Source organism: Chelatococcus caeni (assembly GCF_014196925.1).
Lineage (GTDB): Bacteria > Pseudomonadota > Alphaproteobacteria > Rhizobiales > Beijerinckiaceae > Chelatococcus_A > Chelatococcus_A caeni.
On record NZ_JACIEN010000001.1, the window covers coordinates 41,618 to 55,711 of the forward strand.

Annotated in this window: 15 protein-coding genes; 5 read left to right on the plus strand and 10 right to left on the minus strand. The window is 58.3% G+C overall.

Annotated features, from left to right (window positions below):
* Positions 1–32: 32 nt before the first annotated feature.
* The 10 genes from GGR16_RS00235 to GGR16_RS00280 all read right to left on the minus strand — a co-directional run bounded on the left by GGR16_RS00235 (position 33) and on the right by GGR16_RS00280 (position 9,706).
* Positions 33–233: a type II toxin-antitoxin system prevent-host-death family antitoxin gene (locus GGR16_RS00235; RefSeq protein ID WP_183315341.1), complete on the minus strand. Its 201-nt coding sequence runs from the start codon at positions 231–233 to the stop codon at positions 33–35.
* A gap of 89 nt (positions 234–322) precedes the next feature.
* Positions 323–499, minus strand: coding sequence for a hypothetical protein (locus GGR16_RS00240; RefSeq protein WP_210289392.1), 177 nt, complete (start codon positions 497–499; stop codon positions 323–325).
* Positions 500–621: 122 nt separating this feature from the next.
* Complete coding sequence (locus GGR16_RS00245; protein ID WP_183315342.1) at positions 622–1,899, minus strand: DUF6035 family protein; 1,278 nt, start codon at positions 1,897–1,899, stop codon at positions 622–624.
* Between the two features lie 145 nt (positions 1,900–2,044).
* Positions 2,045–3,418 (minus strand): AcrVA2 family anti-CRISPR protein, encoded by a 1,374-nt coding sequence (locus GGR16_RS00250; protein WP_183315343.1) that lies wholly within the window; start codon positions 3,416–3,418, stop codon positions 2,045–2,047.
* Positions 3,419–3,527: 109 nt separating this feature from the next.
* Complete coding sequence (locus GGR16_RS00255; protein ID WP_183315344.1) at positions 3,528–4,421, minus strand: 3'-5' exonuclease; 894 nt, start codon at positions 4,419–4,421, stop codon at positions 3,528–3,530.
* Positions 4,421–6,439 carry an ATP-binding protein gene (locus GGR16_RS00260; protein ID WP_183315345.1) on the minus strand — a complete coding sequence of 673 codons (2,019 nt, stop codon included), beginning with the start codon at positions 6,437–6,439 and terminating at the stop codon, positions 4,421–4,423. Before GGR16_RS00260 ends, GGR16_RS00255 begins: the two co-directional genes overlap by 1 nt.
* On the minus strand, positions 6,436–7,764 hold the full coding sequence (locus GGR16_RS00265) for an SIR2 family protein (protein ID WP_183315346.1): 1,329 nt from the start codon (positions 7,762–7,764) through the stop codon (positions 6,436–6,438). The genes GGR16_RS00260 and GGR16_RS00265 overlap by 4 nt, the downstream gene beginning before the upstream one ends.
* A gap of 10 nt (positions 7,765–7,774) precedes the next feature.
* Positions 7,775–8,284 (minus strand): GNAT family N-acetyltransferase, encoded by a 510-nt coding sequence (locus tag GGR16_RS00270; protein ID WP_183315347.1) that lies wholly within the window; start codon positions 8,282–8,284, stop codon positions 7,775–7,777.
* 3 nt (positions 8,285–8,287) lie between these two features.
* Complete coding sequence (locus GGR16_RS00275) at positions 8,288–8,590, minus strand: type II toxin-antitoxin system TacA family antitoxin (RefSeq protein WP_183315348.1); 303 nt, start codon at positions 8,588–8,590, stop codon at positions 8,288–8,290.
* Positions 8,591–8,839: 249 nt separating this feature from the next.
* Positions 8,840–9,706 (minus strand): alpha/beta hydrolase, encoded by an 867-nt coding sequence (locus GGR16_RS00280; RefSeq protein ID WP_183315349.1) that lies wholly within the window; start codon positions 9,704–9,706, stop codon positions 8,840–8,842.
* Positions 9,707–9,774: 68 nt separating this feature from the next.
* On the opposite strand from GGR16_RS00280, the gene GGR16_RS00285 reads away from it, so the two are divergent.
* The 5 genes from GGR16_RS00285 to GGR16_RS00305 all read left to right on the plus strand — a co-directional run bounded on the left by GGR16_RS00285 (position 9,775) and on the right by GGR16_RS00305 (position 14,022).
* The gene (locus tag GGR16_RS00285) at positions 9,775–10,047 is read left to right on the plus strand and encodes a metal/formaldehyde-sensitive transcriptional repressor (protein WP_183315350.1); all 273 of its coding nucleotides are present in this window, start codon (positions 9,775–9,777) and stop codon (positions 10,045–10,047) included.
* A 28-nt stretch (positions 10,048–10,075) separates the two neighbouring features.
* Entirely contained in the window at positions 10,076–11,035 is a 960-nt protein-coding gene (gene dmeF / locus GGR16_RS00290) for a CDF family Co(II)/Ni(II) efflux transporter DmeF (protein ID WP_183315351.1), read from the plus strand.
* A gap of 40 nt (positions 11,036–11,075) precedes the next feature.
* Positions 11,076–12,500: an IS1182 family transposase gene (locus GGR16_RS00295; RefSeq protein ID WP_183315352.1), complete on the plus strand. Its 1,425-nt coding sequence runs from the start codon at positions 11,076–11,078 to the stop codon at positions 12,498–12,500.
* Between the two features lie 167 nt (positions 12,501–12,667).
* Entirely contained in the window at positions 12,668–13,630 is a 963-nt protein-coding gene (locus GGR16_RS00300) for an ArdC family protein (protein ID WP_183315353.1), read from the plus strand.
* A complete protein-coding gene (locus GGR16_RS00305) occupies positions 13,627–14,022 on the plus strand; it encodes a DUF2958 domain-containing protein (RefSeq protein WP_183315354.1) in 396 nt (131 codons plus the stop codon). Before GGR16_RS00300 ends, GGR16_RS00305 begins: the two co-directional genes overlap by 4 nt.
* The last annotated feature ends 72 nt before the right edge of the window (positions 14,023–14,094 follow it).

The window sequence follows — 14,094 nt, forward strand, 5'->3', positions numbered from 1 at the left end:
TCAAGCTCCGTGTCAGGGGAGGGGGAAGTGTCTTAATCGCGTTCAGGTTCGGAGATGGCTTTTATGGCCTTGCCCATGCGCTGCGCTGCTGACAGCAACTCGTCATATTGGGCTGCCGACATCAGCACAAACTCGCGCCGGCCATGTCGCGTGATCTCTACCGGCTCACGGTGAGACTCGTTCAGATACTGTCCGAACTTGCGCTGGAATTCGAGGGAGGTTGTGGTTGGCATCGCAGACTCCGGGAGAATAGGTCTGCTGATATAATACGTGTTATACGTATAATAGCAAGGGAATTTGCAAGTCAGCTACGCAGGTGGCGTTAAGCTTTACGCTCGGCTGCCAGCTTGCGTTCAAATTGCTCGCGGGCGATCTGGCGACCAATCAGGCGAGCCAGCGACATCAAGGCAGCATCATTGCGCGCAGGATCGTGCCGGTCCGTTTCCGGTCCGGTCGAGGGTGTAACCTCGATATTGATCCTGTTCCGCTTGACCGCCATCGTCTCCAAAATCCCATGCTCGGAAAGGGGCTGGGGCATTGGAACCGCGGAATGACCTTCCACGGAAGGTCTTGAGCAGCCGTGTGCGGTGAATAGGATGCCGTGGCGTAGAAAACGGAGGGTCAGCTTGAGGGTGATTTCTTTTGCCTCGAAGCGAATGCTTCTGGAAAGAGTGCCAGAGCAATACGCCCCGTCAAGCTTTCTGGGTCGTCCTGCTTCTCGTTGAGTGCAACCTCCAGTTTTCTCTGGACGCTTTTTGTTTCCAGAATTTCTTTCCTCTCCGCAAGCTCGGAAAATCGACGGACGAGGCGAGCAAATCGATACCGCCGCTCTACGTTGAGAAATGTGTTTAATACCTCCACGAGATTCTTCTGACGAGACCCTACCGGGTGGCCATCAAGCAGGGAGAGTAAGCAATTGATCAAGGAGTCGATATCGGCTTCCTCGAGTGTGCGGTCGTCAACATCGATGAGAGAAAGTTTGTCAGCCAGTTCAGCAAGAAGTGTCCCTCGTTCGGGCCTCGGAGTACCATGCTCACCAGTTGCCGCACGCCAACGAGCTAGGAAATCCTCGTGCCAATGAGGTTTCGGTGCTACGGCAAAAGCACGGCCGCTCGAAAGCCAATTCAGTTCATGAAGACCGACGAGCTTGGATTGCCACAAATTTTCCCGGACCCAGAAAGCACGAAGAATGACCTCGTTTCGTTGCCGTGAGAGCTGAACGGTCTGGTTATCCATCGAGAACAGGTTCTTATTGTGCGAATAGAAAATATCCTCAAATGAACTTAGAAGTCGTCCATTCGCCGCCGGCGGCTCAAAATTCCACGTCAGCCATAGGAGTCGATACGCCTCGCTGTCATAGAAATCTTCGCGCTGGATGATGATCGGTATCTGGGTTGTCGCGAGCTGAACTTCGACGACAACCGGCACTCCATCGTAGACTGCGCGCACATCCGGACGCCGACGGCCCCCTTCGGTGATGAGATATTCATCGATGACCACGCTTTCCGGCTTAGTCCGGCGATCCGCAGTGAGGAGTTCACCGACGATGTTCTTGATCTTCGCATGCAGCGGACTCTCTTGAGCGCCATCAAATTGCCGCCCGCTGACTGCGTCCACGCCGGATGGCATGCCGGTCCACCATGAGCAGTCTTCAGGAGCGCCCGGATGATGCTTCCAGTAAGGCTGTCCGGTTCGACCTTCACGTGGAGCATAGACCGCGTGCCCGCATAAGCCGCAAACGTAGCGCGGCCGACGATCTAGTCGGGCTCTGGTCGCAAGCCGCCTGACAACCTGATATTCGTCCTTGGACATACCCATCAACGCATCGCTTGAAATCGTAAGCATCGTCTCAAGGTCGATAGCTCTTTTGAGCGTTCTCTTAAATTGCTTCCCTGCCATCCCGACAAACCATCCCCATCGACCGTATTCTAACTATTCCTTCCTGGTGCAAGCTGACGAAGCCCCGAAACCTATCCTTGATTGCTTGTCGCTGCGCCTGAGCAAATCTGTGCCCGATCGGCTTTACGCAGTAAAAGGCGGTCGCTTATAGACCGGGCGGCCGCGACTGGGACGTCCCGTAAACCGTCGGACGGCTATCAACGATATCCTTGTCGGCTCCAACCATCGTTGGCCGAATCCACATTAACCTGCTTTCTGCCAACGCCTTCCCAAACCGTTGATTTCGCCAGTGTCCCCGGCGCCAGTGACCAACGACCGTCCCGCCGAGCGTTGTTCGCTTTTCAAACGACGTTCGATAGCCGCAGAAATTGATCCAGCGACAGCCGTCCTGGTGTGCTCGCGCTTCTGCCATTTTTCGAGCTTTGCCTTTGGCCCGCCTCACCTTTTCATGGATCCGCGGGTCGCTTAGTCGTTTTTCCTGGTCGCGTTCGGGATAATTCAAATAGCAGACGAGGTTGAACACTAGCCGCGTGACCTGCTCCAGAACCGTCGGGTCGGAAATCACGTTGCGAAGATCATCAGGATGCCCGTCGTCTTCGCGAAAGGTGTCCATTGGGATCCCCGATCGGCGACCGCGTTCTATGCCATCTGTAACCGTATTGCGGTGCGAGACGAAATCGTAGTGCGCACGGAGTGTTGGCTGCTCCAAAAGATCGGTCAATGATAGCGACACCGGAGCATGATCACGTCGACGGAATGTAAAATCCACTGTGAACATCAGGTATGAGCGCCACTCGCCCGAACCGCGGATATCCACCTTTGCTGCGATTTCATCCATCACCGCATCGGGATCTAGCAGGTATCGGTCATAAAGCTGTTGGGCAGCCGCGTTATCGGCCAATAGCTTCGCAATGTAACTGTCAAAGCTTGTAAAACTTCCGGAGTTGCCTTTGCGGAGGCTCTCCAGAGCGCCTGGGATTCGTTCGAGATCCGACCATTGCTTTCTCTGTTCAGCGATCAGTTCGTTCGGAGGACGGGGCCTCAGCCGGAGAGAGTCAACCAGGCACATTTCAGCCGTTACGTAGAACCCATCGACTACCCAGTCGCGATTGTAGTCAGGCAAAAAATGTCCCGGCGCAAGAGCGACATAGAATGTGTCGTATGGCATCCGCAGGTTCTGCACGGGCAACTCATTTACGTCCGTATCGGCCAGCATAGCCAACAAGTCGGGCGCAAACTCGAATATTTGTTGACCATCGTGGCGCCAGTTTCTGAGCACGGAGCGCCAATTCTCCTCGCGCAAGATAACTTCCCAGGCGGTTTTCTCTGGCACGCTTTGGGGGAAATCGGCGAGGAAGGCGTCTTCGTGAGGCGCCACCACCTGTCGGTAATAGTTTTCTCGCTCGGCGTCGGTACCGTCCGGCCTATTGCTATTGACTGCCCAGTAAGCATCGAACCGAGGCTGTAAACCGCGCAATTCGGTTTCATGACGCCAAGCGTGCAACTGAGAAAGCCTCACGGCTGGATTCGTCAAAAGTGCCCCCCCAATAGATTTAGCTCACTGCCGGCTCGCGCTCGCACTCAACAACAAATGCTCATCTTGATCGTAAATCAAGACGATGCATCGCCTAAACTCTGCTAGAAAAACGATCGTATGCAGTAACACGAACAGTTCTTATATCTGCTTCGTATCGATATATTTCACGTAGAAGGTAGGATATTTCTGCATCCTTTTCAGCGTCAGCAACATCGAAATACCAAGACCGGGGCTTGCCGTTCCCCTCACCGTTCCAACGATACCCCCGCGTCTTCAGGAGATCCTTGAATTCGAACGGCGAGTTTTCGGCCCAGATCCGCCAGGTTGGCAAACGCGCACGATCCAGCAGCCTGACAAGGGCCGGAACGTGCGTCCTCGGCAGTTCTCGCGCGAGGATTTCAATGGCGGCCAGGCAGTCATTCGCAGCGCGATGCCGATCGTAAAAGAAACCTAGGGCCATCGCGAGGTAGGAGAGCTTGGTGCCTTCGAACCCCTCAGCCGCCCAGTCGATCTCCGACATAGAACAGGCCCATGGTTTGGTTGAAAACACCGGACTGAAGCGTTCAAGAAAACGCCGATCAAACGCGGCATTATGAGCAATCACCACAGCAGCCGGAGCAGCAAAAGCTGCAACCTCTTCCGGATCAATCGACTTGCCGGCCACCATGGCATCAGAAATACCGGTCAACGTCGTGATTTCCGGCGAAATCGGCTTCGTCGGCTCGCGGAGACGGTCAAAGGGCTCTTGGACCTCCACGATCATCCCGTCCAGCGCATACCTAAAAGGCACCATCGCCAGTTCGATAATCTCGTCCAGATCGGGATCCAGGCCTGTTGTCTCGACGTCGACCATCAAGCCCAAGCGTGTTTCCGTGGCGTCGTATCCTTCCACCGGCTCTCGCGGTCGAAGGCGCCGCAGTACCCGATAGTCTGAACTGACCTCCAGCGCCGCTGCCAGCTCTTCCAGATTTGGGGCATCGATCATCAGTCGAATTCGCCCCCTGGATCGACATTCCGGGCAGGAGGCACCGAGATTCGGATCTGAGCCGCACGCCCCTCTTCGTGGAACCAGAGTTCCCCAATCCTCGCGTCATCGCTTTTCGGAAGCGGTTTTGCCTCCCGCACCTTGAAGGTGGTCGGGAGGTTCACCGATGTTCCGAAAACGAGCGCGTGCTGCTTCGGCAATGACGGCAAACGCTTCAGGACAGCATCGGAAATGAATGGGGTCATCTGTCGGATCTGCGAAAGGTCATCCGGGTTCTGAATTCTATGGATCACAAAATTCGAGCATTGCGAGAGAACAGTTTTGGAAAGTTCGCTTGGTCTCTGCGACGCTACCAGCAGGAAAAGTCCATATTTTCGTCCCTCCTTGGCGATACGCTCGTAGATTTTGCTGGCGTCAATCGCAAATTTTGAGGGAGTCTCAGAGATGTAGCGATGAGCCTCCTCAAGCAAGAGGTGAACGGGAAAGCGGTTCCTTGGCTCGGCTTGCCGAAGCAGACGGAATGCCATGCGCGCAAGGACCGACGAGACCAGTTCGACCACCTCGTCTTCGACGGAGTTCATATCCACGATGATGATCTGATGGCATTTTTTCCAATGCTCGCCATTGTTTGACAGCCCAAGTAGCTGTTCGAGGAAAGCCTCCATAGTCGGGGCCGCTTCGCCCGGCTTGATGTCATAACGCATGAACGCGTATTCGGGCCTATCGCGAAGTGACTTGAACCGGGTAAACATCTGCGAGCAGTAATCACGGATTTGCCTATTGCCGTGCGCCTCTTCATAGAGAATGGCAAAATCCAGACATTCCTCAAGATCATCGAACGTGAACGGCGTCCGTTTGTAGGACGGCAGATCAACATCCTCCCGAAGTTTTTTGCGAACCTCATCTAGAAATGGAGCCAGGTTCCCATCTCTGAAATTTCCGTACTGGTAATTTGCCCCGTATTTCTTGAGAAGATTTGTGTTCAGGTCTTTCGTTGGATACTTCTGGAACAACGATACGACACGTTGAAACTTTGCGACGGGAGAGTCCCCATCGGCACCCCTAAAGCATTCAATGACACAGGTGGCGATAAAGTGTTCCTTGATTTCCAACGCTTTCGGAGTGTTTTCACGAAACAGCCCTGTCAGTCCCAAAGCTGTACGAAGAACCGGAATTTGCGTTCGCTCGCTGGCTTGCAGAAGCAACTCCCATTCCGATTGTTCCAAGAACCAGTGCGGGAGGCGGAATTTTCCGTCGGCTGCGGTCCCATCCAGCACAACATGGGCGACGCCAATGCCGTTCTCTTTGGCGAGCGGCATCAACGCATTGGCGTATTCTCCGTTTACATCGAATACTAGGAACGTGGCCCCTCGGGCGTGGAACTCGTCCGCCTTGTCGAATAATGACTGGAGCACCGATGCTACGGTGCAGGACTTGCCGCTCCCGGTGTTCCCGAGCACAGCAGTATGGCCGCCGAAAAAGTCATCGATCCGGACTTTGACGTCATAGCCCTCGAATACCACAGAGCGGCCGATCGACATGGCGCGAAAGCGCGTCGCATCTTCGGGCACTGGCGCGGCGCCGTTGAGACCCGGAGCGGGTTCGCTCGGCTTGTCGGTCTCGAAAACGCGATCAAGCTCCGCATCGAGAGCATAGAGGGCATCTGTGTAGAGCGACGGGAAGACGGAGACGCCGAAGCGGAACTTTGCGCTGCGGTCCTGCGGCAGCATCCCGACCGGCACGACGTCGAGATATTTCGCAGACGCTGCCTTGTCCAACTCCCCCTCGCTGCGTCCGGTGCTGGCGATGTCCCGCTCTCGCAGGCCGACGACCTCGACCACGACATATTCCGTCTGAACCGGAATCATCAGGAACGATCCGAGGCGGGCGACGTAGTGAACATCGTCGAACCCGACGATAGTGAAATTGTCCGTGCCAGCGTGCATCTCTACGACGAAGCGATCGGCCGCGACGGAGACCACCTTGCCGATGGCGCGTTTGCGGTCGTCGCGGCTCATTCGCTGTCTCCATCGGCGGGCGGTGTCTCAGCTTTCTTAGAGGACATCGCCTCCAGCACCTTTTGGATTGCATCGTCAATGCGCTCGCTCGGCCGCTGGGGCATAAACTCTTCAATGATCGTATCGAAATAATGCGCCTTGCGGCCGGCCTCTGGGCCGCTGCCACCGATGATCCAGATGCGGGGATCGTTCAGGGCGCGGAGCTTGGCCACCTCGCCCTCCAGCGTCGGATCGACAAAAATTATCAGGCGAAACGTCGGTATGGTGAGCGCCTGGTAGATGATATTGTTGATATGCTCGTCACCGAAGGCATATCCCATGGTGAAGAGAACGCTTTGCTCCCTCACGATCCGCGACTGGAACTCGCGGAACAGGTCGGCATAGGGCGATCCGAGGCTGGAGTTTTGCTTCGCGGGGGTGGGATAGATCATCACCTTCCCCGGTTCCTGCCCTTTCGAGACAGCCGTTTCGCGGATCGGAAACAGGCCGTGATCGTCTTCGGTCCAGCTAATCGACCCATGGATCTTGCAGAGATAGACGAAACCATCCACCGCAGACCACTTTCGGTTGGTCAGATCGAGCTGCTCGGCAAGCGCGTAACGGAAGGTCGCCGGATTGAAGCGGCGCTCGACCACGCCGGAGAAGCCGTTGGCATAAGGCAGGCCGAGCCGGTCCATCGCCGTCTCGTTGAAAAGGTCATAGTTGGTGGTGAAAATCCACGGACGCGGTAGCGAGCGATCACGCAGGACCAGCTTTCTGAAGAATGTTTCGTAGAGTGTCCCAACGGTGCTGTCGCCATTGGCAAACGCTCCGTTCGTGCATTTGCCCCAAAGGAAAGCCTGTACCTTCTGGATGATCGAATTGACGACCTTCAAGTTTTCCTTTGCCTTGGGAAGCTTGCTTCGTGAGAGCGTGAACCGCAGGCTGAACAGCAGTTCCATCAACCGTTCAAGGTTGCGGGCATATTCCTTGTCGCCAATATCGATCCCGAACTCATCAATGAGAACCTTCCGCTCGGCGGCGGTCGGGAACCCTGCCTCGTCGGCGGTCCGCGCCTTCGTGAATTCCTTGGCGAGCGGCGCCATGGTCGGGATGCCAACCTCCTGCCATTCCTCGTCTCCGAAAAAGTCAGTTCCCTTGGCGTAGTATGACGAGCATCCTGCGCCGAGCAGGAACGCGACATTCTTTGCATTCAGCGATTCCGACAGCGCTTTTCTGACGACATCGGCGCCGGCCGGCCATTCAAGCTCGCCAGCATCAGCCTCGATTCCCCGCAGAAAATTAAATTTCAGTTTTTCAGGTTCTTCTCCATCGGAATCCGCCACGAACACCCCCTCATTTGAACAATGCTTCAATATCCGCCATAGGCCGGAACAACTTCATCGGCTGATCTGGAAACGGCAAAAAACTCTCGCGCTCATAGAAGCGCTTTGCGCCTCCGTCCTTGGCGTCCACGATCACCGCAAAGGACGCGATCTCGCTGCGCACGGCCCGATAGAGCGCGTCCGCAAGAAGAAAACGGCCGTATCCTCTTCCCTGATGGCGTTGATCGACCGCGAGGCGACCCAGCAAGGTCGCCGGGATTAAAGGATACCGCGGCAGTTTGCGGACGACGGTCCCCGGCAGTTCCGGAAGCCGCACCGCTGTCGATGAAAGCGTGTAATATCCGGCAAGGCTTCCGTCCTTCAGCACGAGGACAAATGGTGCCGCCATCTTCTTTCTGGCGTCCTGCCCGGCCTGCGTCTGGAAATATCGGTCGAGCGGCTCTACGCCGCTTTCGAATCCCGATCGGTTATGTTGCGGGCCGAGAATCTCGACCCGCAGGATGTCGTCTGCTACTCCCACTCGTCAGACGCCTGTTCTCTCGCGATAACGGCGAACGGTGTCTTGCAGTCGTTCGTTGACCGGCTGTGGTTCGACCAGAGCCTGGACGAACGCCTGGCCGTCCCGTACCGAAAGCTCCAGATTCTGATGTTCCTCGATGGCGCGCCGCGCCGCATCTTGCACGCTTGTCAAAACAAAATCCGTCACCGTCCGTCCTTGTAGCGCAGCGGCATGTTCGATCAGACGTTTCTGGTCAGCGGTCACACGCGTCTCAAGACGTTCCCCACGGACGCGTCCAGATATGGACCTTTTTGCTGTCTTGGCCATTTTTCATCTCCAACTTTGGAGGGAATGTACGGCCATTGGCCGGAAAAATCAAGATTCACTGACAAGCTGCGTGAGCCATGATTGGAATAGCCAGGACGCTCAAAATCGGCAGTGTCATGAACTTGGGCGGCTTTGCTGATACTCGGCGGGGGAAAGCCTTCCCCCTGGCCGGCACTGGCGTTGCCGACGCACCCCCATCAGCGGGGAGACCCCCAGGCTGTGCAAAAACGCCGCCGAACCCGCTCGCAGCTACACCAGCGCGTTCAGAACGGCCTTTGCTGTGTCCTCGGGATATTCTTCGTAGAACGACAACTTGCCCCGTGGCAGGACCGTGGGGGCAACATTCTCCAGGCCGGCGAGAGCAATCATCTCAGCCTTGGACTTACGGGGCGTGCTTTCCGCGTAGAGCACAGAGATCTTGCCCGGAATGCTGCTCGCGGTGCCAAGCCAGGAGTCTCCGGTCGGGAACGGATCGAGTTCCCCTGAAACGAAACGGAAGGACGCATACCGCGCTCCCGACGCTTCGGTAACGGTTCGCTTTGCCGCCATTCTCTCGCCGGTCAGCCAGTCGGGATCAGCATAGACGTGGCCACGCGCCATCATGCCAATGACCGGCCCGTTGACGTTGAGCCGATAGAAGGCTGTGCCTGCCACGGGCAGGTCTACGCCCTTCGCAAGCGCACCGAACAGCCCCATGCGCTTTCCGGCCATCGTAGGCAGAGGCCCACGCCATGTCGGGGACAGCAGCACGAGGCGGCCCGTGCTATCGGGATCGACCGCAGCCTGCGCCAGCGCGTAGCCGGTAGCATGTCCCGCCGCCACCGTGACCGCGGGACGGATGATGTCTTCCAGCACGAAGCGCAGGAAATCCCGATAGAGGTCTGGTCGCCAATCCACCTTCGGACGCGGAAGCTTTCCGAAGCCGGGCCAGTCGATCGCAGCCGTGGAGTACTGCTCGGCCAGCCTTTCCTGCAATGGACGCATCTCTTCGCGCGTGGAGATCGAGCTCAGCGCGGGCAGCAGTAACATAGCCGGACCTGTACCGGCGCGCGTCAGCCCGATTTTGACCGGCTTGCCGTCGGCGACCCATTCGATCCGGTCTTCGATCCATTCCATGGCTTCACCAATCCAGCTTCATATAGTATAGTCCCCCATACCATATGAAGTTGAGGTTAGCCATCGCCATGTCTCACACAATCCGTGACAAAGAGAAGCTGATCGCCCGGGTTCGGCGCCTGAAGGGACAGATCGAGGGGATCGAGCGCGCGCTCGAGTCCGAGAAACCATGCGGCGAAATCCTGCGCCAGCTCGCTTCCGCGCGGGGTGCCATGAGCGGGCTGACCGCCGAAGTGATGGAGGACCACCTACGCGAGCATGTGCTTCACGCCGAAACCGAGGCTGACCGCCGGCGGGGCGGCGAAGAAATGATCGAAGTCATCCGAACCTACATGAAGTAAGCCGGTGCGCCGGCGGGAGCCACGTCACATGTCCGCAGTCGACATCTCTACGTATACCCACGATCACAATTTCCTCGGGCGAGATCACCGACGGAACGAATACAGGGTCTGGCTGGTCATCGCCCTGACCGCGTCGATGATGGTCGTCGAGATCATCGCGGGTACAGTCTATGGCTCGATGGCGCTGGTGGCGGATGGCTGGCACATGTCCACCCATGCCGGCGCGATGCTGATTACCGCGCTGACCTACCTCTACGCGCGCCGCTACGCCGATGATCGCCGCTTCACCTTCGGCACCGGCAAGCTCGGCGATCTTGGTGGTTTTGCCAGCGCCGTCGTCCTTGCCCTGATCGCGCTGCTGATCGGCTGGGAGAGCCTTATGCGGCTGGCCAATCCGGTCGAGATCAGCTTCGGGCAGGCGATCGCCGTCGCCGTGGTGGGACTGGTGGTCAATCTTGTCTGCGCCTGGCTGCTTCGCGACGATCATTCCCATCATCACCATGGGCACCATCATGCACACGACCACGATCATGACCACGGCCACCATGAGCATGCACGCGACAACAACCTCCGCGCCGCCTATCTGCATGTGCTGGCGGATGCGCTAACCTCGATCCTGGCCATCGTGGCATTGCTGGCCGGACGCAGCTATGGCTGGCTTTGGGCCGATCCGCTCATGGGCGTCGTCGGCGCGCTTGTGATTGCGCGCTGGTCCTGGGGGTTGATCCGCGATTCCGGAGGTGTCCTGCTGGACCGGATTCCCGATGACGAGAATCTGCCGGGAGAAATCCGTGAGGCACTGGAAACCGACACCGACCGGATCGCAGACCTGCATGTCTGGCAGGTCGGACCGGGACACCATGCCGCAATCATCTCGGTGGTGTCGAGCGCGCCCCGCGAGCCTTCGGACTACAAGTCCCGCCTCGCGGAAATACACGAACTCTCCCACATCACCGTCGAGGTCGAACGGGTGATTGTCACTGCCTAGATCCGGAATGGATTAAACGAGACCCGCCGGAGGAAATTTGATGACCCGCTTCATCGAAGGTTACGACCGCCATCAACCCAGTCTGCTTCCTCCTTGCGTTGATGACTATGTTGCCCCCGAGGCGCTCGTCCGGGTCGTTGACGCATTCGTCGAGACTCTCGATCTTGCGGCGCTCGGCTTCGGTCGCACAGTCTCGGCGACGACCGGACGCCCGGGTTTCCACCCCGGTGACATGCTGCGCCTCTATGTCTGGGGCTATCTCAACCAGCTCCGCTCATCGCGCCAACTGGAACGTGCCTGCAAGCGTGATCTTGAGGCGATCTGGCTGATGCGGCGCATGTCGCCCGACTACCGGACGATCGCCGCATTCCGGCATGACAACCCGGAAGCCATAGTCGGCGCAGGTGTCGCCTTCATCCGCTTCTGTCGAGAAGCCGGGCTGATCGCGGGCACCAAGGTCGCGCTGGATGGCACAAAAATGCGGGCGGTGGCCAGTGCCAAGAACATTGCCGGGGCCGAACGCCTTGCCAGAGACATTGCGCATACCGAAGCGGAGATCACCTACTATCTCGACCGTCTCAATATCGCCGATGAGCATATGGCCCAAGGGATCGCGGACCAGACTGTTCATCGTGATGCCTTTGCTCAGGCGATCGGTTCGCTGGAGCGCCGGAAGGCGAGACTTGAGCGGCGGCAATCCGAGCTTGGCGACCACGACACGGATGTCGTCGTCTTCGGAGAACCGGACGCAAGACCGATGGGTTATGGCCGCGCACCGAAGTTCCCCGCATACAATTTGCAGAGTGTCGTCGATGTCGAAAGTGGCTTGATCGTTCATCAAGATGTCGCCAACGAGGCCAACGACAGCCAGTTGCTTCATCCGATGGCGATGGCCACGAAGGAGGTTCTCGATGTCGATGAACTGGACGTTCTGGCCGATGGGGGATACTCGAACGCTCAGGAAGTTGCCCGTTGCGAACAGGATGGCGTTCGCGTCGCCGCCCCGATTAAACGGGGCGCCATGGGCGCAGAATACTTCCGGCCCATACAGTTCGTTCATGACGAAGGGACAGACACCATACGCTGCCCGGCCGGAGCTATCATGCACCCGAAGGGCAAGCACACCCGCAACCGCGCCATTCGATACCGGACACCGGCCTGCCAGACGTGCCAGATCAAAGGACAATGCACGCCTGGATACCAGCGCACGATCCACCGGCTTGTGGACCAGGGTGCGCTCGACCGTATGGAACGGCGAATCCACGAGAATCCTGATCTGATGACGGTTCGTCGCTGTACCGTCGAGCACCCCTTTGGGACGATCAAAAGAATGACCGGCGGGGGGCGCTTCCTGACTCGAGGACTGAGGCGAGTGAAGGCGGAAGCAGCGCTCTCGGTTCTCGCCTTTAACCTTATCCGTGCCTCAAACGCCTTCGGAGTACGAACGCTGATGGCACGGGACTGATTGGCGACTTCGCGCTCGTACAATCTGCTGATCTGCCGCCAGTGGCATTCGCGTTTTTGCACAGCCTGCCCCGCAACGCCCCTTAGAGTGAGAGTGTGGACGGGTTTTCCGTGACGGGTTGAGGGCTGGAAGAGAGGCTTCTGGCGCCCGTCGCGGAGATCACCCCGATGGCCAGACACGATCGCAGCCCCGCTGATGGTGGCGCGCGCAGCAACCTTTACGACGACATCACCAACAAGATCATCGCCGAGCTGGAGCAAGGCCGGCTCCCCTGGGTCCAGCCCTGGGGCGCATCACCCGATACAGCCCCGCTGGGCCTGCCGAGAAATGCCTCAACCGGCCGGTCTTATTCCGGTATCAATATTCTCATCCTCTGGGGCGCTGTCATCCAGCATGGTTTCCCCGGTCAGGCGTGGCTGACTTTCCGCCAGGCCCTATCGCTTGGCGGTAATGTCAGGAAGGGCGAACGTGGTACCACCGTCGTTTATGCCGACCGTTTCACCCCCAAGGACGAAAAGCGCCGTGCCCGCGAGACGGGTGAGGATGCACACACCATTCCGTTCCTGAAGCGGTTCACCGTCTTCAACGCCGCGCAATGCGATGGCCTGCCCGATGACATCACGGCAGTCGCGCCGCCACCGCCGCCCGGCCTGATCGAACCTCGGGTTGAGGCGCTGATCCGGGCCACCGGCATCGACTTCCGTATCGGTGGCAATCGCGCCTTCTATATGCCGTCCCTCGACTATGTGCAGGTGCCGCCTCCGCAAGCCTATTTCGAGCCGATCAACTGGCACCGGACGGCCCTGCACGAGCTGGGTCATGCCAGCGGACATCACAGCCGTCTCAACCGCGACCTGACCGGCTCGTTCGGCTCGAAGAAATACGCATTCGAGGAAATGATTGCCGAACAGACCGCGGCCTTCAGCTGCGCCGCGCTCGGGATCGTGCCGACCGTTCGCCATGCCGATTACATCGGATCGTGGCTGGAGGTCATGCGAGAGGATTCCCGCGCCATTGTCCGCGCAGCCTCGCAGGCCAGCAAGGCGGCGGACTGGCTGCTGTCGTATCTGCCTGCTGAGGACACCGTGGAGCCGGATGCCAGCGTAACCGACCGGAGGGCTGCGGCATGATCCTCCTGACCGGCACACAGCGCGACCGTCTGCTGGCGAATGGTCGCCAGCGCGATCAGGATCACAGCCCGGTCGTGAAGTTCTTCAACCCCCTCGGTGAAGGCGTCTGGCTCGCCACCGAACTGGATGAGGATTGCGACATCATGTTCGGCCTGGCCGATCTCGGCTATCCCGAACTGGGCTGGTGGAGCCTGAGCGAGATGCAATCAGTTCGGCTGCCCTTCGGCATGGGCATCGAGCGCGATCTGCTCTTCACCGGGGATTTCCCGATCTCGGTCTGGGCCGAGGCCGCTCGTGAGACCGGCAGCATCCGCGCCGCCGAGCGTCTGCTCTACCGCGTCGGCGCGAGCTTTTCCCGTAAATCCGCCGATACACAAAACCGGAGTGCCTGATTTCCGGGTTTCAGGTTCTGCGGCTGGCGTCGCTCTCTTCAGAGGAAGAGGGCGGCGCTTCGCTTCGTGACG

Coding starts and splice junctions, on each gene's coding strand:
- GGR16_RS00285 (WP_183315350.1), top strand. CDS start 9,775: ATGTCTCACACAATCCGTGACAAAGAGAAGCTGATCGCCCGGGTTCGG.
- GGR16_RS00255 (WP_183315344.1), bottom strand. CDS start 4,421: ATGATCGATGCCCCAAATCTGGAAGAGCTGGCAGCGGCGCTGGAGGTC.
- GGR16_RS00295 (WP_183315352.1), top strand. CDS start 11,076: ATGACCCGCTTCATCGAAGGTTACGACCGCCATCAACCCAGTCTGCTT.
- GGR16_RS00240 (WP_210289392.1), bottom strand. CDS start 499: ATGGCGGTCAAGCGGAACAGGATCAATATCGAGGTTACACCCTCGACC.
- GGR16_RS00300 (WP_183315353.1), top strand. CDS start 12,668: ATGGCCAGACACGATCGCAGCCCCGCTGATGGTGGCGCGCGCAGCAAC.
- GGR16_RS00260 (WP_183315345.1), bottom strand. CDS start 6,439: ATGAGCCGCGACGACCGCAAACGCGCCATCGGCAAGGTGGTCTCCGTC.
- GGR16_RS00275 (WP_183315348.1), bottom strand. CDS start 8,590: ATGGCCAAGACAGCAAAAAGGTCCATATCTGGACGCGTCCGTGGGGAA.
- dmeF (WP_183315351.1), top strand. CDS start 10,076: ATGTCCGCAGTCGACATCTCTACGTATACCCACGATCACAATTTCCTC.
- GGR16_RS00245 (WP_183315342.1), bottom strand. CDS start 1,899: ATGGCAGGGAAGCAATTTAAGAGAACGCTCAAAAGAGCTATCGACCTT.
- GGR16_RS00235 (WP_183315341.1), bottom strand. CDS start 233: ATGCCAACCACAACCTCCCTCGAATTCCAGCGCAAGTTCGGACAGTAT.
- GGR16_RS00280 (WP_183315349.1), bottom strand. CDS start 9,706: ATGGAATGGATCGAAGACCGGATCGAATGGGTCGCCGACGGCAAGCCG.
- GGR16_RS00305 (WP_183315354.1), top strand. CDS start 13,627: ATGATCCTCCTGACCGGCACACAGCGCGACCGTCTGCTGGCGAATGGT.